The following is a 19,010-nucleotide window of genomic DNA, read 5'->3' as shown; positions in this document are numbered from 1 at the left end:
GAGGAGCCCTAGCTTTCATTTCAATTCTATCATATGGCTTTATCTTATTCAATACTTAGAAAGGGATTAACATGACATATCTTGCTAAAGCTGCACTATTCTGTGACCATTGCAAAGCTAAAGTCGAATGTGCACCCGAAGCAGAACCAACACTAGGATTTGACTTGAGGGAAGATTCTCCACTTAAAGGCTGGATAAATGTTGGGTTCAGTCACCACTTATGTGCTAATTGTGCAAAAGTCTATTGTGCTAAACGAGCAGAACTTGAACGAGAACTTAAAGAAGAATACTTAAACGATACTAACGAATTTACGCTATAACTTATAGCAATTATCAGATTTTAGCCACCTTGCAAAAGGTGGTTTTTTATTAACCAGCCCCGCATGGGGCTTTTTTATTAAGGAGAAAAGTTGGAAAACACAACACAAGAGACAGAAACCGAAAAGGTCGAAGAACTCAACAATGCCGAAACTACTTCAACGGAAGAAAAAACCGAGGAAGTAGATTACAAAGCGGAAGCTGAAAAATGGCGCGGGTTTGCACGCAAATGGGAAGCCAGAGCCAAGAGTTCAGAACAAGCAGCTGAAAAACTCAAAGCAGTAGAAGAATCTGAAGCAAAGCTGAAAGAAAAACTATCTGCTATTGAAACACAGCGCAAACACGATGAACTCACACAACTCGTCGCAAAAGAAACTGGCGTACCAGCTGCACTATTGCGCGGTTCAACAGAAAAAGAATTACGCGATCACGCGGCGGTAATTAAAGAGTTTTCCAAACCACGAACAGACAGCATTCGCCTTAACGATGAGCCAGACGGCTTAAAAGTAGACGATACACGTGCATTTGTTCGCAAACTTTTTTCTAATGATTAAACAAAACCCTATGTAAGGAAGGTAAAAAATTATGTCAATTTTAGAATCTAAAGACCTAAAGCTCCCTGACCACTTGGTAAAGGGAATTGTAAAAGGTGTAACCTCTGGCTCGGCTGTTGCAGCATTGTCTGCCGCAAAGCCAACACTTTTTGGTAATTCCACGCTTGTTACCTTGGACTCGAAGCCGCGTGCAGAATTTGTTGCAGAAGGCGCTAATAAAGGTGCAACTAACGCAAGTTTTGGGCATGTAACCGTAGCTCCACATAAAACTCAGGTAACAATGCGCTTTAGCAACGAAGTGTTGTGGGCTGATGAAGACTACCAGCTTGGCATTATGCAAACTCTCTCAGACGAAGGCGCTGTAGCGTTGGCTCGTGCACTTGATTTCGGAGTCTTCCATCGTGTAAACCCAGCAAACGGTACAACAACCGACTGGACGAACTATCTTACTTCTACAAAGAAAACCGTTGACGCTACTGCAAGCATTGACGCAGACATTGAGAAGGCAATTGGCTTAGTTTTAACAGACGGCGAAGGATTTGACGTAAACGGTTTAGCACTCTCCAAGCCAGCTGCTTACGCTCTTGCTACAGCCAAGGACAAGCAAGGTCATTTAATGTATCCGGAACTTGGATTCGGCACTGGAATGACTCAGTATAAGGGCATTAAGACAGCTGTATCTACTACCGTAGACGGCCGTCCTGAAATGAAGCAAGACAGTGGCATTAAAGCTATTGTTGGTGACTTTACTAATGGCGTATATTGGGGCATTCAGCGCAATCTTCCATTGGAGCTTATCCAATACGGCGACCCAGATGGTCAGGGCGATTTGAAGCGCATGAATCAGATTGCATTGCGTTTGGAAGTTCAGTACGCATGGTACGTATTCGCAGAACGTTTCGCTGTTGTTAAAGCGCCAGCTGGATCTGCAGTAGTGTCCCATTAATAGAGAGGCGTCGGCATGGAAGTGTTCGCAACGTTTGACGACGTAAAGGCTCGCTACCCAGCAGCCTCAACGCGAAACCGTGAAACGGTAGAAACACTGATATCTGATGCGTCAGCTCTTATGCAAGCAAGCGCGCCAAAACTCACAGACAACAAGCGGCTACTTTGCTTCGTTTGTTGCAGTGTAGTAAGGCGCGCTCTTGCAGCAGCTGAAAATGTCGGCGACGGAATGACTGGAGTAACGCAAACGTCACAAACCGTGGGAGCTTTCTCACAATCGTGGAGTTTTACGAATCCAGCTGGTGACTTGTATTTGACTCGTGCTGAAAAACGCTTAATACGAGGGCAAGGAGCGCAAACAGGCTTTCATGTGAACCTTATAGGAGATTCAGATGAAAGGTGAAACAGTAACCGTTCTTTTCCCAGTATTTAACGGCGTTGACGCGCTAAACAATCCTATAGAAGCAGAACCAAAAGAGGAACAAGTAGAGAATGTGCTTGTTTCTCCAGGAAGCGGAGTATTTGCTAACGCAAATGCGGATAGTGAACTACAACCATACGGCATAGAAGTGTCACGCATCTGCTACTTCCCTCGCTCATGGACTTACAAAAGCCTACGAGGAGCAAAAATTCGGATTCGAGGGCGCGAATATTCAGTGTTAGGAGATCCAGAGCCACTAGACGGCGGAATGAGCCCAACTGCTTGGAATCTCGAAGTTGACGTAACAGATAAGGAAGGATGATGTGAGTAAAAATAACGTTAAATTGAACTTTGACGGCTTCCTACAGCTGCGAAGAGCAGCAGGACACACGGTAGTAGCAAAAGTAGCACAAGAAATTGCGTCAAATGCTACATCAATGGCAACAACCACAAAAAGCGGAATACATCCGAAATATGTGGCGTTGCCAGTAAAAGATACTAAACACGGTGCCGTTGCAATCGTTACAGCAGCAAGCAATCCTTCCAAAGAATGGCTGGCAACAATGCGATCAGAAGGACGACATCACTGGTTAGCAAAAGCTGTAGGAGCAGGTAAATGAAAACCATCGAAGAAACAGTTATCACTTACCTCAACACTGATGGACGCATTGACGGGTTTGAAGCGTCAGGGCTTGTGCCACAAAATGCAACAAGCTCAAGTAGCTTCATAACGGTGGAAAAAAATGGCATAAGTATAAGCGACAGAAAAAGAATTTACGCTCTTTCTGCATCAATTTATGCACCAAGCCAAATAAAAGCCGCAGAAGCTGCAGATGCTCTTGCATTCACACTTATGGCAATGCCAGAGCATGCAGAAAACGTTGCAAGCGTGATCATCGATACAGTCACAATCTACCCAGACCCAGACACCCCATATCATCACCGTTTCATGGTGAATTTCAGAATTAACACACCTTTATAAAGGAGATTTTTATGGTTAAAAAAATTGCTATAACAAAACAATTCCCAGGCGGAGTACTTTTCGTAGCGCCAGCAGGCACGCCGTTGCCTACAAATGCTACAGACAAGCTTGACGATGCTTTTAAGAATGTAGCAGACTTGAACAAAGACGGAATTACCACCAGCACCGACATGGACACTACAGACATCGATGATATGGATGGGAAAACAGCAGCGTCATTTATCGCTTCTTATTCAGAAAAAGTTCAGTTCACGATGCTAGAAACAACAGCTACAGTGCTTAGAACTCGATACGGAAGCAATCGCGTCATAGCTAATGGAGAAGATGTAACTTCTTACACTACAGGAATGCCACAGGCTGAGCATATAAGCATTGTTGCAGAGCTTCTCTTAGAAGGTATGAACAAAAAGCAACGCAAAGTATTCCCCGATGCAATTCTTACGGATTCTGATGATGTTCAATATCATGCCGGAGATGCCATTACATACAGCGTAACATTTAACACTTTCCCAGATAAGCAAGGCAATAACTCGTACAATTACTTTGCAGATTTGGGAACATCGTTGCCAGTTAGTGGTGCATCTTCAGAGACTAATCACAGCTGATAAATCTTGCTCACGTAGGGCTTTTATTCCTTTCACTTACGTGAGCAGCTCTTAACAAACCGAAAGGAAATTTCACCCTCTTACATATTCTTAAAAAAGGAATAAATATGACACAAGAAAAGAAAATCGTGCCTAAAGATGAGCCAATTCTTGTATCCATCAAAGGCGTAGAACTTACAGTCGACCCACAAGTGCTAGACGACCTGGAAACATTGGAGCTTCTTTCACAATTAAACCCAGCAGACGATACAGAACCTAACGCTTTCGCACTTATTCCATTACTTAAACGACTTTTTGGAGAAAAGTATAAGCAAGTTAAAAACGCTTTACGAAATAAGGAAACAGGACGAATCACTATGGAAGAAGTATCCTCTTTCGTATCTGAATACTTGCGTAAAGTCTCCCCAAACTCCTCACGCTCGTAGAAATGCTACGCATCGCGCCAGATACCTTACGCGCGGACATTCAAAGATTCTACGGGCTTAACTTAGATGAAACAGGCGAAAGTATACGCGTTAGGCGAATGGCTGACTTGGCAGCAAATTTGCCAGACTGTGCACTTATTTGGGGAAAAATCAACCCACAAGCACAATGGGATACAACGCGACAATTGCTTGCAAATATTGCAGACAATACAGCTTTTCTAGCATTTTGCAAAACAAAAGACGCAAGCAAAGGCAAAAAGTTCAGCAATACGATTAAGCGGCCTGGCTCGAAAACAAACGGTAACAGCACCACAATCAAAACAGGCCATGCGGAAAGCAGTGAAGAATTTTACGCTTTGCTTGGGATAGATAGAGAAAGAGGCAAATAATGGCAAGAGGTGATACCGGTATTAACATTGCGCGCGCTTTCGTAGAAATAGTGCCATCTACAAAAGGCGTAGGTAAGGCTATTTGTGATGCTTTCAACAATGCCAACAATAGTGTTTCTCAAAAAGGTTCTGAATCTGGCAAAAAATATGCAGTTGGATTCAATCAAAACATTAGCAAAATCGGAAGCAATATTGCCCAAAAACTAACATCAGCCAACTCTACTGTTATACAAAAAGGCTCACAAGCAGGCACAGGTTACGCAAGCACTTTTTCGCAAAAAGCAGCAGGGATAGGCGGGAAAATCCAGCAAGCACTCAACTCTATGGCATCTCATGCGCAAAAAAGCGGTGAAAACGCAGGTAATGGGTTTGCTAAAGGTTTTGGCTTAAAAATGGGCATGATTAGCGGCATAGCACAATCTGTTACCAGCAAAATTCTTGGCGCTTTTGGCGGTATTACTAGCGAAATCATGAGCGCGTCTGACTCTGCACAAAAGTTTGGCGCAACCTTACAATTCGCAGGAGTAAGCAATAAGCAGATTAAAGAGCTTACCAAATCAACACAAACGTATGCAGATAAAACTGTGTATGATCTTGAAGATATACGCTCAACTACAGCACAGCTCGCTTCAAACGGCGTAGCAAATTACGATAAGCTCGCTGAGGCGGCTGGCAACTTGAACGCAATTGCAGGCGGCAATAAGGACACCTTTAAGTCCGTAGCAATGGTGCTTACTCAGACTGCTGGCGCTGGAAAACTCACAGCAGATAACTGGCGACAGCTTTCGCAGGCAATACCAGGCGCATCTGGCAAGATTCAGGAACAGCTTAAGAAAAACGGTGTATACACTGGTAATTTTGCTGACGCGATGCGCGCAGGCGAAATTACCAGCGAAGCATTTAATCAAGCTTTGCTTGACCTAGGTTTTAATGATGTTGCCGTAAAAGCCGCACAAAGCACAGTAACAATCGAAGGCGCATGGGGGAATCTGCAAGCGTCCGTTGTAAAAGCTGGAATGGTAATCTTTGACTCAATCAAAGGACCAACAACTCAAGCAATGAGCGCAATTGCAGATGCAATCGGAGACCTAACCAACTCAATGCAAGCACCATTGTCAGCAGCCATTAGTGGAGTTGTTGACTGGTTTGGAAAACTATTTGCAGCAATGCAAAACGTTGGAGTATTCGAGTCTTTCAAAGCAATATGGCAATCGCTGTGCGACATTTTCAAAGAGGTATTCAGCATTGTCGGAGGGTGGGGTGCGCTATTTCCCCCTAAATCTCTTGCTGTAGCATTAAAAGTTGTACTCGATTTACTAAATGGCGTTTTGCAAGTAGTTAAATTCCTTGCTCCAGTATTAACGCCTCTTGCTGGTATTTGGTTAGCTTGGGCTGGGGCGATAAAAGCAGTACAAATCGCAACAGCAATCTGGTCAACTGTAACAAAAATAGCTACAGCAGTACAAGCAGCTTTTAACGTTGTGATGAACATGAATCCTATAGGTGCACTAGTTGCAGTTATAGCAGCTGTTGTAGCTGGGCTTATTTGGTTCTTTACACAAACGGAAGTTGGGCGAAAAGCTTGGCAGAGTTTGTGTGATGCATTTATGAGCTTTATTAATACTATAGGGACAGCACTGCAAGCAACGCTCAATGATATAGGCAATGCTTGGAACGCGGGCTGGAATGCTGTGAGTTCGTTCTTTACTAACGTTTGGAACGGTATACAAGCAGCGGCACAAGCTGCTTGGAATTGGCTCACGTCAAAACTACAGTCTATTTGCCAATCGATAAGCAACGCTTGGAGCGAGTGCTGGAATGGTATTAGTTCGTTCTTCAGTAACGTTTGGAACGGTATCAAAAGCTTTGGCCAGTCGACATGGAATTGGATCAGTAGCGCTATTAGCAACGTGCTAAGGTGTATCAGCAATATTTGGAATAGCACTTGGAATTGTATTAGTTCGTTCTTCAGTAACGTTTGGAATGGCATTAAAAACGGTGCCAAAGCTGGGGTTGATGCAGTATTCCACTTTATTGCTGGTTTGAAAGATAGAATACTTGGATTCTTCAGCGGCGCTGGCCAATGGCTTTTGAATGCTGGCCGCGCGATTCTTGATGGCCTTCTTGCTGGTTTACGTCATGCATGGCAGAGTGTTTGCAACTTCGTTAGTGGCATTGGCTCGTGGATTGCCAAGCACAAGGGACCAATATCCTACGATAAGAAGCTACTTATTCCAGCTGGTAACGCCATCATGCAAGGCTTCAGCAAAGGGCTTGGCGATTCATGGCAAGGCGTACAAAAGCAGGTTGCAGGATTCACAAAGCAATCTGGAAATTGGTTCAACGATTCTAATGCTATTCGTCTGAAAACTACTGTTGTGCCACCTGATGGAGGGTGGAACGCTCAACAAAACCAGATAGCAAAAGTTGCAGCAAATTATGAAGTCGACGCATCAAGAACAGGCTTAACAAAGCAGGATCTATACGATGCGTTCGATGGAGTAATGAGCCAAGGCGTAGCACTGAAACTGAACGGTCGCGGCGGAGAAGTCATGGCTGGAATACTCGCAAAACCAATGAACAATGAGCTAAACAAAATGGCAACACTAGGAAGATAAAAGAAGGGAACAATAATGCTGGAATGTAGAATCAACAAAATCCCACTCGACGAATGGGGGCTGAATCTCGAAAAAAAGGGAATCAGCATAGAATCACCAAAACCAACTACTTCCAGCATTACAGTTCCTGGACTTAATGGCGTACTAGATACAACAGTAGAAGACGATACGCACACAGCGTTCCTACAAAAACGCGCAATCACATTAAGCCTCTACGCTTTAGGCGATTCAGCTACAGTAAGCGCTCTTTTTGAGCATATTGCCAAAGAAATTCACGGAAAGCAAGGTAGTTTACAAAAAAGCGACTCAAACGGAGAATATCGCGGACGATGGAGAATATCAAACTGGAACATAATACGAAACTGGCAAGATTCATTCCACTGTGCACTACTGCTAGAACTATCACTCGATGCAGATCCATACGTTTATGGCAAAAAGCACACATTCAGGCTGCATGAAGGCGAAAACCACGTGGCAATACCAGGCAGCAGTCCAGTGTGGCCGCAATTCTCGCTCTCCCTTGACACGGACGCAGCGTCAATAGCTAGGCAAGATGGCAAAACTCTTACCTTTAGTACAGGCTCGCACATGAATGGCGTATTGTCCATAGATACAAGTCCGCAAAGCAGAAATTGCAGGATCAACAACAATATTATTCTTCCAACAATCGATTCCGATTACTTCACGCTGCTACCAGGCGCAAACACAATCACATGTACAGGTTGCAGCGGAACGCTCGAAGTAACACCATTAACCTTAATGTAAAGGAGCATCAATGCGATTTGCTCACGTAAGCTACAACGGCACGTTAAAGCCAGATATTACATCTATTACTAAAGCGGTAAGCACATGCGCAGTAGACGGTATAGACACGCTTGACACCACTACGCTTGATAGCGGGGTGGAGAAGAATGATCGCTTGCTTTACTTAGATAGCAAAGCCTCGTGGCATGAGGATATTGTACAAAGCGTTGAAACGCAGCGAGATGAAGGCAAGCCAATTACTACAGCGTATTGTGTGAATTCTATTGCAGAACTTGGAAGCGTATACATACTAGACAAACGAGGGCGAAAAACAACCGCACCAGAGCGCGCGAAAGTAGCATTAGAAGGCACGCGATGGAACGTTGGCACTGTAGATAACGGTACCATACGCCATTACGCTGATCTAAACTTCTACCATCAAAGCGTTCTAAAATCTTTACAAGACATTGCAAAAACATACGGGCTTGAGATTGAAACTATCATAAGCGTTGAGAATGGTAAGGTTACGGCGCGCACAGTGAACTTGCTTGAGCGGCGCGGCAATAAGAATGCTGAAAGGCGTTTCGAGTACGGCTGTGATTTGAAGAGCGTTAAGCGCATTCTTATGGCTGACCAGGTTATAACGCGTCTTTACGCTTGGGGTAAAGGTGAGGAGAAAACAGACGATGATGGTAACGCTACTGGCGGATACTCAAGGCGCATTGGGCTTAAAGAAGTAAACAACGGCAAACCGTACCTTGATAATGTTGAGGCTCAACAGTATTGGGGAGTGCTTGAAGGCGACGCGGTTTTTGACGATTGCGATGACCGTAATGAGCTATTGCGGCTTGCCAATGCGCGATTGGCTCAAGTGTCGAAACCTCAAGTATCTTACGAAGCGGACGTGGTGAATCTTGGGCGTGCTGGATTTGATGCGCATGGCGTGAGTGTTGGCGACGCTGTGCAGATTGTTGATACTACGTTCACGCCTCCTATTCGCGTGGAAGGGCGTGTGCTGAAAATAGAGGAAGACTTACTCGATTCTGTTGATGCTACACGTATTACGCTCGGCAATATCTGCGAGTCGTACACTCAGAGACGCTTCGCAATGCAACAGAAGCTTGATGCGCTTATCGCTCAGTCTAGCGAATGGAATGCCGTCACTGAAGGCAACGGCTTGTATGTTCGTGACCTTATTGGGCGCGTGAATGATGTGATGAACGGTGTTGGCGGCTATACATATTTGAAACCAGGTGAGGGTATTACGGTTTACGATAAGCCTGAGAATCAGCACCCGACTCGCGCTATCCAGCTCGGTGGTGGGTTCTGGCGCACTGCTAATTCGAGGAAACCAGACGGTGACTGGGATTGGAAGAATATTGCGTCTGGCGAGGGTATTTTCGCTAACGCGATTACTACTGGCAAGTTGATGGATGCTCAAGGCCGCAACTGGTGGGACATGGAAACTGGCGAGTTTAGCTTGCAAGCGGCGACGAAGATTGGCGGCAAAACAGTCAAGCAAATCGTTGACGATAGCGCGGATAGTGTGATTTCAAAAATGGACGAGGAACTAACACAGGAAGCGATTTTCAACAAGCTCACTAATGACGGTGAGGCTCAAGGCATTTACCTAAACGGTGGAAAGTTGTATTTGAACGCGTCTTACATAAAAAGCGGTTATCTGTCTGCAAATATTATTCGTGCTGGCATAATTCAGGATAAATATGAAAATAATTTCTGGGACTTGGTTTCTGGTCACATGGAGGTTACTGACGCAACAATTGGTGGAATGACAATATCAGATAACGCTATTTATAACAAAATTATGCGTTTTGATAAAAATGGAATGGATTTTACAGTAGGCGATGAACACATTGGTAGGATAACGTGCTCACAAATGAAAAAAGATCCACGGCGTAAAGTACTGGCATTCAACTTAGAGGGCATAAATTACACGACGTGGGCATGTAGGGAAGAAGGGTCTACTGATTCGTACACTAACATGATGACATATTCGCCAGATTACTGGGACAACTACAGTAAAGGCATTAATTTTTCTTGTGATGCGGACTTTCATAACTACTCAATCAGTAAGGCAAAAATCGATAGCAGTTGCTGGTATGAGAATGGGACGAATCTGCAGAAACAGCAATTCTTGCTGCCCACAATAATTGATCGGCATACTGGCACAGTAACGGAATGGAAAATCGTTACATTCGGGTTTGAACATGGGTTCGTCATATAAAAGGGAGGAATGATATGGATAACGATCAAATAATTGTAATGCCACAAGACCAACCACGTCCTATAGAAAAATTTATAGGTTTAGAAGTAGCACATTCAACAGGCATATCTTCTATGCAACTACAGGAAGAAATAAACACAAAATTAGACTCAATACTACAAATACTACAAATGGGAAAGACCAACCAACTAAAGGAGAACCATAATGACACCAATGCAGAATAATGACACCCAAACACGGATAGCGAATAACCTACAAAGCATAATTGCGGATATGAGCGGTCGAATAGCAACGCTCGCAGCTTTATGCGAAGCAAAAGATGAAAAAATACAAAATCTAGAAACACAATTACAAGAATTAAAAAATACAAGTTCAAAAGAGGAAGCACACTGATATGACTAGCTATAAAGATGCAACAGTTAGCATAATCCACTTAGACTATGCCAATGCTTTTATCCCCGATATACGAGTGAATGCAGGAGATAAACAAGGGCGTGTTATCAACGTTCAACTCTTAAACAATGGCATGCCAGTTGATTCCGAAAACATATCAGTAGATCTTGTATATAATCAGCAGCTTGGAGTTCTTATGGGCGGCAAAGTTGCAATGAGTAAACAAGCTACAGAAAATGGAATAATTTACTCATCTAAAATACCAGCAGATGCATGTCGCATGCCTGGCAAAGTTGCTATGAGCTTTGAAATAAAAGAAGGTGATTCAGTCCTATACTCGAGAACTTTCACAGCTATAGTAGACCATGCTGTTTTTGACGATTTTGCTCCAGAATCAAACGCGTACAAACTAACATTGGCTGAAGCTGCAGAGCAGGCTCGCAATGCAAAAGATAAAGCTTTGGAAGCATCAAAACAAGCTTTAGAGGCAGCAGGTAATATAGATGAATCAAAAAAATCTGCTTTAGAAGCAACACAACAAGCATTAGCTGCAGCAGGGAATGCAAATAACGCCGCACAATCCGCAAACTCTGAAGCATTAAGAGCATCAAATGCTTCACAAAAAGTTGAATCAATCATACAAGAAGCAGAGCACGCTAAAACACATTTAGGGGCTTTAGTTAACGCGGCGGAGAATGCCAATACTGCAGCCTCAAAAGCCAATACTGCTGCATCAAACGTAAATGAAGTAATTGAAAAATGTGAACAAGAAACGGAGAAGACCAGAAAAGCTGGGTTTAACGCCGAATCTGCTGTACAAAAAGCTAATGAAACTGAGAGTAGGTATCGTAACAATGCTGCTGAAATTGATGCTGCAATCACAAAAGCAAAAGAAGCAGACAAAGCAGCTCACGAAGCATTAGACACAGTACATGCTTCCGCTGGCATTCTTGGCGAAGCCAAAAAAATAGTAGACTCAGTCAAAGAAGCTAGCGAAATAGCAAAAAGAGTTGCATCAGCAGTCGAAGAGCTTAAACCAGTTAGAGACGGAGCGTCTGAAGCAACAAGAGTAGCAAATGCGGCTGCAGAGAGTGCCAATACTGCAGCCGAGAAAGCCGATGCTTCTGTGTCAGGTATAAATGAAGTAATTGGAAAATGCAATGCAGCATCATCCGCCGCAGAAACTATATTATCCAAATCTTCTGATGTTCTCACTAAAGCAGAAGAAGCCACCGCTACAGCTCAAAGAGCAGCAGAACAGGCATTAACCGCAGCACGAGAAGCAAAAAATTCAGTAAATGAAGATTCTAAAACTCTTGTATGTGGATTCAAAGTAAGTGTCGATGGCGGGAGCAATAAAGAAGCTGATGTGCCACTGTTCAAAGGTATACCCGATTGGAAAACAATCATCGTATATCCAGAAAGTGGAACAAGTAACTTGCAAGAATACGCAAAGGCGCAACCAGTTTTCAACTTTGGGTTTAGCGGAGGGGTCTACACGGGTAAAGTAACCGTGTCTGCACAAAAAACTGTAGAAAGCCTTCGTCTTATAGCTATAGCATTAGGCGATAAAAAAGGCGGTACATCAAACGAATCTTATATAAATAATCACCTATAGAGGAGAGATAATGCCAGTATGTCAAATGCCATTTATAATTGCTAATGCAATTAGTGAAGAAGAAAAAATAGCTTGGCACAATGCACGTCTAGCAGAAGTAGCCGCAGGAACATACAAAGGAAAAGAAATTACACCTGATTTTGAACCTATCGAAGGGTGGAAACCTCTCAAGAGATATGGGCCTAATCCAGCCCTAATTATTAGGAATGCGGTATATGATCATTCTAGAGTAGGTATATATCCAGGAGACTACATTCGCGAAACAGTACTAGGGACACAGTACAAGTTCATTATAGTAAAAATAGGCATCACTCCATATAAGAATTATCCAGTTGCATTAATGATGGCGGACAAGCCATCTACTATGAAGTTTAATGCTTCAGATTCACTGGATATTCGAACTCCCCTTAAGGGTGAAGAGATCCCTGCAGGTGTGGATGAATGGGTATATCGGTATAGTAGGATTGCTCAGTATTGCAATTATTTCTACAAAAAAATGCCAGGTTATCTCCAGGACAATATTTTGGTGTCATCTGTTCCATGTGCATATCTTAATGTGGATCGCAAAAAATGGGAGGTTGATTTTTATGAAACGAGAGTATTTACACCAAGTGTTAATGAATTTTGCTCCGAGAGGTCTTTTTCTGTAGAAAACAGATTTAAAGAAAGTTTCATTCTATGGCCAAAAATATATCAAAACTCTATAGATGACATCAGTGAGCTAAATGATTGTTGGCTTAGAACAATAACGGTAGGTATAAATTCTAATAGGCAATTTGAATATAAGACAGGGCGTACTACAGACGTAGAGAATGGGGGAAAACCAAGCTACGCACGAAGCCGTAACAATGCTAAACGCGCTTTGCTGTGCTTCTGCATTGGATAGATAACAGCTTATCTGCATCTTTTAACACTTTTAGCCACGCAAACAGCGTGGCTTTAATATAAAGGAGGAAGAATGAGAAACTGGGAAACTTGTGACGCAGATGAAATTAAGCTGCTCACAAAACACTACACTAAAGGGCGGCAAGGTCTAAAAATCAACAAGATTGTGTTACATCACAACGCGGGGAATTTAAGCATTCAAGACTGTTACAACGTTTGGCAAACGCGCGAAGCAAGCGCGCACTATCAAGTACAGTCAGACGGGCGAGTTGGGCAACTCGTGTGGGATTACGATACAGCGTGGCACGCTGGGAACTGGAGAGCAAACGCTACATCAATCGGAATCGAACATGCAGATATCAGTACCTCGCCATGGCAGATCAGCGCTCAATGCTTGGAAAACGGAGCGCATTTAGTTGCCGCATTATGCAAGCTTTACGGTTTAGGCAGACCTACATGGATGAAAAATGTTTTTCCACACTCATATTTTTATGCAACGGCTTGCCCTTGCAGTATCAGAGATTCTCAAAATTCAGATTACATGAAACGTGCTGGAGACTGGTACGACGCAATTACAGGAGTTATAAAACCACAAAATCAAACTAGGACGATGGAGGAATATCCAATGATTAAAAGCGAAATAGTAGTTGACGGAGACGTTAGCAGCGTTGAAATCCACGTGCCTTGGGGAGTGAACAACAGTATTGGCATGACTTTAACTCGCACGGGCAATGTTGTGACAGCTAATGGCGCTGGAGGAATTAAAGCAGGAGACGCGCAATGGGCTAAAGCGAACGAAACAATACCCGAAGGCTTCAGACCTACCTCGCTCGCAACAATTGCACTCACTGGCGGACGCGGAGCGTTTCTAGTACAGCCAGACGGCTCAATCTATTACGACGGCGATGCGCGAGATTGCACTACGCACATTAGTGGCGCGTGGGTAACAAAAGATAACCAACCAAAATAACAAATAGGAGAAGAAAAGAATGAATGATATTGAAATCTTATTGCTCGAAATTGCTGGCGGCCTTGTGTTGCTCGACTATATTAGTGGTTTTGCGAAAGCAGTCTACTTGCGTTCGGTGTCTAGCAGTAAAATGCGTGACGGACTCTTTCATAAATTTGCGTACGTGTTGATAGTAGCTCTTTCGATTTTGCTGGAGTATGCTCAAACTAAAGCAAACTTAGGTATTAATCCGCCGCTTGTTGGTATTGTGAGTGGATATATTATTTGGATAGAAGGCGTTAGTTTTGCCGAAAATGTATCAGCATTAAATCTGCAAATCGCAAAAACAAGGGTTCTAAGAGTCCTCTTATCTGTGCTTGCGTGTGTAAAAACTTATGTTGATGGGCAGACAGATAATTCTATCAATACAGGCAAGCATGCCGCCGCAACCGAAGCTGATGCCGAGTTGGATGGCCGCGGCAAAATCCTGGACGACACTACTGCTGAAAATAAGTAGCGCGCGATATACGCAAAGTATTCTCTAATTGAGAATACAAGTTGAAAATTAGTATTACCCCTCGCCTCGCGCGGGGGGTAATTTTTTATAGCCTTAACTACTCTTAATCACTCTGCATAGTAGGGCGTCCGCCATGACCTGGACGGCTCGCATTCCAAGTTTCAATACTTTCACGTTTCCAACCACGAGTGCGACCAATAAACGCGTCTGGATCTGGAAGATTGTAGTTGCCAAGCGCACCAGTTTTCACACCAATAAGCTCAGCAACTTCCGTATAACTCAAATAACGCTCACTCATGCTACTTTTTACGCTTTCTTCCAGCGTCTAACGCACACACGGCGCTGATTACAGCACAGCCAGTAATGAGCCAAGGTGAAAAATGACACCATACTCCAGCGATAATAACAAGTGAGAACATAGCCGATACTATTGCATCTAATTTCATAATGAGCCTGCAGTATAGTGGATAGTGAGTCCCGGACACCTCGACTGTTCGGGACTCTTTATTTACTTATTGCGTTTCAACTCTTTGATGAGCTTTGCTATTGCTTCTATAATCTTTGCAATGCCGACCAGTAGACTTGCAATCGCAACAAGTATTTCCACTACATGCATGTCACCTCCTTTCTAGCTTACTTTACTTTATATAATAGCACAGCTATTATATAAAGTAAAGTAAGCTAGAAAAAATAGTAAGAAATTTTCTTCAATATTTGATAGAATTCAAACACGATAACAAACGTGAAAGATGTTCTAATATTTGCCGCAAAAATACAAGATAAGGCGATATTGAGCGCATTGGTACTAAAACGTTATTCTATGAAACTCTTAGAGAAATAAAGCATTAGCGGCTGTTAAATGCTAATTCCCCGCGGCTCCACAAACGCAAAAACGCCACTGCTCAAACAGTGGCGTTATTTGTAGCAAAACCCAATGTTTACAACGCCTTTAGCATAGAACAGTGGGCGTTGTTTACCGCTTGCACACAAGTATGTACGATATGTGATATAGCACATACAACAGACGGAAATAATCAGAGCAAAAGCTCTAGGTATAAGATCTAGAGCTTTTTGATTTTCCTATGCATACTTATTTGCGCCGTATGTTTTGACCTATACCACTTATTTATTTTTATTTTTATCATTAATATCATTGTTTATGTAGTCAACAAAATGTCGTGCTGTAATACGAACAATGTTTTCATCAAAATAAATTTTATTATTTTTAAGCCCATTCAATATGCTTAATTTTTCTCTTAAAATTTTTTCAGCCCGTCTTATTCTTCTAACTTTTTCATCTTGATTATATTGATTAAATTTTTCAATTTGTTCAGAAATTATATCTTGTATGTCTTTTTGTAGTTCTTCATCATCTTTTCTAAATTCTTTGCTTCGTGTTGTTTGTGAATTCGTATTAATTACTGGATGTTTTACGTAATAATCATGAATAATTTTCTTAGATATTTCTACTTCATTAGCCTTATTTGGTAATATCCCTCTGCGTGCATCAATCCATGGCATCTCACTGCGGGCGCGATTTTCTAGTTCTTCAATACTAAAATCAATTAAAGCGTCGCAAACGTTATAGATAGTGAGTAAATTAGAATAAGTAAGATGATTTTTAAGTTCATAAGGTCCTAGAACAATATCTTTACATTCTATAAAAACATCATTAATTCTGTGCATCTTAAATAAATCTAGGCATACTGGACCGTTGCGCCAAGCCTGAAAATTGTTATAGAACAAAGGAGAATTAGTGGATGCTAGGTTATAAGCTTGGCAATAGTAAGAAAGTAATTGTAAGCGATTAATATTCATTTTCCCATAACGTTTTAAAATCGCATATGCTACATGAGAAATAGTAATCATATCTATTCTCCATCGGTGCAGAAAAGACAACAAAATGATTAACGTAAAACCAAATAGAATCCTTTTATAAATCACGTTGAACGAATAATTTTAGTTGTAAAATGCACGAACACGTGTAAACAATAAAAATCATTCGGTTTTAAGTTAGCGAAAACGGTACCATATAAAATAAAACACATCAACAATAGCGCGTGTCGTCCTCAATGGGGATTGTAATACAGTGTGGTAATCAACTACTGCTTTGGTGTCGAAGCAAAATCTCCTACTACTTTTATTGACTTTTATGTATGTTTGATTGTGTAAATTTGTAGAAAAGATTCTTCTTTAAGGTTGATTTTAGTTCGTTTAATATGATTATTAGGAGCGCATTGTGTGCAAACCGCCGAAAGTGATTTCGATTGTAGGTCCAACAGCATCTGGCAAAACGAGTCTTGGTATTGCAATTGCAAAGAAATTTGCTGAACGTGGTGTAAAAGCGGAGATTATAAACGCAGACGCATATCAAATGTACCGTTATATGGATATTGGTACAGCAAAAGCCACTAAAGAAGAGCAAAGCGAGATTAAGCATCATTTAATAGATATTATTGATCCAGAAGAATCCATGAGCGTTGCAAAATTTCAAACGCTTGCTAGGCAATGCATACGCGATTTGCAAGAAAAAGGTATTCGCCCAATTCTTGTTGGAGGCTCTGGTCTATATGCACGTGCGGCTGTAGATGATATAACTTTTCCAGGTACAGATCCTAATATTCGCAAAGCTTTGGAAGATCGTGAAAAGTCGCAAGGAGCAATGGCTCTTTTTGAAGAGTTACAAAAACTGGACCCTGTGGCGGCTAAAAATATGGATCCAAGAAATTCGCGCAGAACAATTCGCGCTCTAGAAGTTATTGAGTTAACAGGAAAGCCGTATTCTGCTACTCTGCCAAAATACAAGTATTTGATTGATTGTGTGCAAATAGGATTGGACTTAAACAGAGAAGATTTGGATGCGCGAGTGGAGCTTCGCACAAAAATGATGCGCGAGCAGGGTTTTGTAAACGAAGTTAAAGAGATTCGCTCAAGGCTTGGTGTTACTGCGAGTAGAGCTTTGGGATACAAGCAAATAATGGACTATTTAGATGGCTTATGCAGCGAAGATGATGCTTTTGCTGATATTGCTCAGAAAACTAAACGTCTTGCTAGAAAACAAATGGGTTGGTTTGGAAGAGATTCGCGTATTCATTGGGTTAATGCTTTGCAGCCAGATGTGGTTGATGTCTCAATGAAGATAATTAATGCTGCTGATAATGGCGATTTTAAAGATGATTTGATTGCCGAATCAACTTCCCATCATCTCGGCGCGTTAATTGACGAATAGTAATAATAGAATAAGTTTTTAGATAATTAATCTTTAGATGTTTATGCGTGAACCCTAGCTTAGGCTGGGGTTCATTGCGTATAAGGCATATTGGGAATGATATTGAGAAACGATATCGAGATACTTATTTGTATGAACATAGGAGATTTGTGTGAATAATCATCATTTGTCAAACTCTTCCAGTGAAATCTTAGAGAAGAATGATTTAAGTACTTCTGGAACTAATGCCGCTTCTTTGCAAGATGCTATTAAAGCAAGTCATGCGCATCAGCATAAGCTAACTATCACTTTGGCTTTAACGTCTATTGTATTCTTGGCAGAAGTAATTGGATCTGTTTTAACAAATTCACTTTCTTTGTTAATTGACGCAGGACATATGTTAACAGATATTTCTGTTTTAGCTGCATCTACGGTTACTGCGATTTTGATGCGCAAAAGACCTAATGCAAAGCGCACTTGGGGTTGGGCTAGGCTAGAGGTAATTACTGCTGCTGCTGGTGCTCTTGTTCTACTTTTTGTTGGCATTTATGCGATTGTGGAATCTTGTATGCGTCTTTTTGGTGTAAATCATAATGGAATACATGATGTAAATCAGCTTCTTTTCTTTGGTATTCTTGGTTTGCTTGCAAATCTTGCTTCTCTTGTAATTCTTGTTTCTCAATCTAAAGACAACATGAATATGCGAGCAGCCTTTTTAGAAGTAATGAACGATGCTTTGGGATCTGTTGCTGTTGTAGTGTCTGCTGTAGTAATGATGAGTACTAGTTGGAATGGATTTGATGCTTTAGCTGGCGGGATTATTGCAATTTTGATGATTCCTAGAGCGTTACATTTGCTTAAAAATGCTGTAAAAGTTTTGCTTGAGCAAACGCCGGAAGGATTGGATATAGAAAAAGTTCGCGATCATCTTGAACACGTTCCTCATGTTCTTGCTGTTCACGATTTGCATGCAAGTACTGTTTCTACAGGAATGCCTATTTTTATGGCACATGTTGTTGTAGAGCGCGATTTAACAATGGATCAGTGTGCTGATATTTTAAGCCAGCTTCAAGATTGTTTGCGTGAGCATTTTCCAGTTTCTGTTTCGCACACCACATTCCAACTAGAACCTGAAGGATATACCACTCAAAGTTCGTCGGAACATCATGAGTAGTTTCGTTGAGTAGTTTTGTA

The 19,010-nt window shown here is 41.9% G+C and carries 24 protein-coding genes; 21 read left to right on the top strand and 3 right to left on the bottom strand.

Annotated features, from left to right (window positions below):
• Window positions 1–71 precede the first annotated feature (71 nt).
• From HXT55_RS05120 to HXT55_RS05030, 19 genes are all read left to right on the top strand, one after another.
• Window positions 72–320, top strand: a complete 249-nt coding sequence (locus HXT55_RS05120) for a hypothetical protein (protein WP_016798148.1) — start codon at window positions 72–74, stop codon at window positions 318–320.
• Window positions 321–410: 90 nt separating this feature from the next.
• Window positions 411–872 carry a hypothetical protein gene (locus HXT55_RS05115; RefSeq protein WP_415702311.1) on the top strand — a complete coding sequence of 154 codons (462 nt, stop codon included), beginning with the start codon at window positions 411–413 and terminating at the stop codon, window positions 870–872.
• Window positions 873–903: 31 nt separating this feature from the next.
• Window positions 904–1,818 (top strand): phage major capsid protein, encoded by a 915-nt coding sequence (locus HXT55_RS05110; RefSeq protein WP_415702309.1) that lies wholly within the window; start codon window positions 904–906, stop codon window positions 1,816–1,818.
• Window positions 1,819–1,833: 15 nt separating this feature from the next.
• Window positions 1,834–2,220: a hypothetical protein gene (locus HXT55_RS05105; protein WP_016809872.1), complete on the top strand. Its 387-nt coding sequence runs from the start codon at window positions 1,834–1,836 to the stop codon at window positions 2,218–2,220.
• The gene (locus HXT55_RS05100; RefSeq protein WP_016809871.1) at window positions 2,210–2,560 is read left to right on the top strand and encodes a hypothetical protein; all 351 of its coding nucleotides are present in this window, start codon (window positions 2,210–2,212) and stop codon (window positions 2,558–2,560) included. Before HXT55_RS05105 ends, HXT55_RS05100 begins: the two co-directional genes overlap by 11 nt.
• Before the next feature lies 1 nt (window position 2,561).
• Window positions 2,562–2,858 carry a hypothetical protein gene (locus HXT55_RS05095; protein ID WP_016809870.1) on the top strand — a complete coding sequence of 99 codons (297 nt, stop codon included), beginning with the start codon at window positions 2,562–2,564 and terminating at the stop codon, window positions 2,856–2,858.
• Complete coding sequence (locus tag HXT55_RS05090) at window positions 2,855–3,220, top strand: hypothetical protein (RefSeq protein ID WP_421792631.1); 366 nt, start codon at window positions 2,855–2,857, stop codon at window positions 3,218–3,220. The genes HXT55_RS05095 and HXT55_RS05090 overlap by 4 nt, the downstream gene beginning before the upstream one ends.
• A gap of 11 nt (window positions 3,221–3,231) precedes the next feature.
• On the top strand, window positions 3,232–3,825 hold the full coding sequence (locus tag HXT55_RS05085) for a hypothetical protein (RefSeq protein WP_016809868.1): 594 nt from the start codon (window positions 3,232–3,234) through the stop codon (window positions 3,823–3,825).
• Window positions 3,826–3,932: 107 nt separating this feature from the next.
• On the top strand, window positions 3,933–4,250 hold the full coding sequence (locus HXT55_RS05080) for a hypothetical protein (protein ID WP_016809867.1): 318 nt from the start codon (window positions 3,933–3,935) through the stop codon (window positions 4,248–4,250).
• Window positions 4,251–4,252: 2 nt separating this feature from the next.
• On the top strand, window positions 4,253–4,639 hold the full coding sequence (locus tag HXT55_RS05075) for a DUF5361 domain-containing protein (RefSeq protein WP_016809866.1): 387 nt from the start codon (window positions 4,253–4,255) through the stop codon (window positions 4,637–4,639).
• Window positions 4,639–7,257, top strand: a complete 2,619-nt coding sequence (locus HXT55_RS05070; RefSeq protein WP_421792628.1) for a tape measure protein — start codon at window positions 4,639–4,641, stop codon at window positions 7,255–7,257. Before HXT55_RS05075 ends, HXT55_RS05070 begins: the two co-directional genes overlap by 1 nt.
• Before the next feature lie 15 nt (window positions 7,258–7,272).
• Window positions 7,273–8,022: a phage distal tail protein gene (locus HXT55_RS05065; protein WP_421792626.1), complete on the top strand. Its 750-nt coding sequence runs from the start codon at window positions 7,273–7,275 to the stop codon at window positions 8,020–8,022.
• A 10-nt stretch (window positions 8,023–8,032) separates the two neighbouring features.
• Complete coding sequence (locus HXT55_RS05060; RefSeq protein ID WP_421792624.1) at window positions 8,033–10,246, top strand: phage tail spike protein; 2,214 nt, start codon at window positions 8,033–8,035, stop codon at window positions 10,244–10,246.
• 14 nt (window positions 10,247–10,260) lie between these two features.
• Complete coding sequence (locus tag HXT55_RS05055) at window positions 10,261–10,470, top strand: hypothetical protein (RefSeq protein ID WP_410314259.1); 210 nt, start codon at window positions 10,261–10,263, stop codon at window positions 10,468–10,470.
• A complete protein-coding gene (locus HXT55_RS05050) occupies window positions 10,460–10,639 on the top strand; it encodes a hypothetical protein (RefSeq protein WP_020758143.1) in 180 nt (59 codons plus the stop codon). Before HXT55_RS05055 ends, HXT55_RS05050 begins: the two co-directional genes overlap by 11 nt.
• A gap of 1 nt (window position 10,640) precedes the next feature.
• Entirely contained in the window at window positions 10,641–12,257 is a 1,617-nt protein-coding gene (locus HXT55_RS05045; RefSeq protein WP_421792622.1) for a BppU family phage baseplate upper protein, read from the top strand.
• 10 nt (window positions 12,258–12,267) lie between these two features.
• A complete protein-coding gene (locus HXT55_RS05040) occupies window positions 12,268–13,143 on the top strand; it encodes a hypothetical protein (RefSeq protein ID WP_421792620.1) in 876 nt (291 codons plus the stop codon).
• Window positions 13,144–13,215: 72 nt separating this feature from the next.
• Window positions 13,216–14,112 carry a peptidoglycan recognition protein family protein gene (locus HXT55_RS05035; protein ID WP_116285967.1) on the top strand — a complete coding sequence of 299 codons (897 nt, stop codon included), beginning with the start codon at window positions 13,216–13,218 and terminating at the stop codon, window positions 14,110–14,112.
• Between the two features lie 19 nt (window positions 14,113–14,131).
• Window positions 14,132–14,608 carry a phage holin family protein gene (locus HXT55_RS05030; RefSeq protein ID WP_421792617.1) on the top strand — a complete coding sequence of 159 codons (477 nt, stop codon included), beginning with the start codon at window positions 14,132–14,134 and terminating at the stop codon, window positions 14,606–14,608.
• A 103-nt stretch (window positions 14,609–14,711) separates the two neighbouring features.
• On the opposite strand, the gene HXT55_RS05025 is transcribed toward HXT55_RS05030, so the two are convergent.
• From HXT55_RS05025 to HXT55_RS05015, 3 genes are all read right to left on the bottom strand, one after another.
• A complete protein-coding gene (locus HXT55_RS05025) occupies window positions 14,712–14,906 on the bottom strand; it encodes a helix-turn-helix transcriptional regulator (protein ID WP_004575053.1) in 195 nt (64 codons plus the stop codon).
• Between the two features lies 1 nt (window position 14,907).
• Window positions 14,908–15,054, bottom strand: a complete 147-nt coding sequence (locus HXT55_RS05020; protein WP_162861525.1) for a hypothetical protein — start codon at window positions 15,052–15,054, stop codon at window positions 14,908–14,910.
• 676 nt (window positions 15,055–15,730) lie between these two features.
• Window positions 15,731–16,477: a Panacea domain-containing protein gene (locus HXT55_RS05015; RefSeq protein WP_004115520.1), complete on the bottom strand. Its 747-nt coding sequence runs from the start codon at window positions 16,475–16,477 to the stop codon at window positions 15,731–15,733.
• Between the two features lie 370 nt (window positions 16,478–16,847).
• On the opposite strand from HXT55_RS05015, the gene miaA reads away from it, so the two are divergent.
• A complete protein-coding gene (gene miaA, locus HXT55_RS05010; protein ID WP_004115519.1) occupies window positions 16,848–17,837 on the top strand; it encodes a tRNA (adenosine(37)-N6)-dimethylallyltransferase MiaA in 990 nt (329 codons plus the stop codon).
• Window positions 17,838–17,988: 151 nt separating this feature from the next.
• The gene (locus tag HXT55_RS05005) at window positions 17,989–18,990 is read left to right on the top strand and encodes a cation diffusion facilitator family transporter (protein WP_004115518.1); all 1,002 of its coding nucleotides are present in this window, start codon (window positions 17,989–17,991) and stop codon (window positions 18,988–18,990) included.
• Window positions 18,991–19,010 lie beyond the last annotated feature (20 nt).

This window comes from Gardnerella sp. KA00718, from assembly GCF_049244285.1.
GTDB lineage: Bacteria > Actinomycetota > Actinomycetes > Actinomycetales > Bifidobacteriaceae > Bifidobacterium > Bifidobacterium vaginale.
Note: the sequence above shows the minus strand (reverse complement) of the source record. Positions and strands in the feature narration are given on the sequence as shown.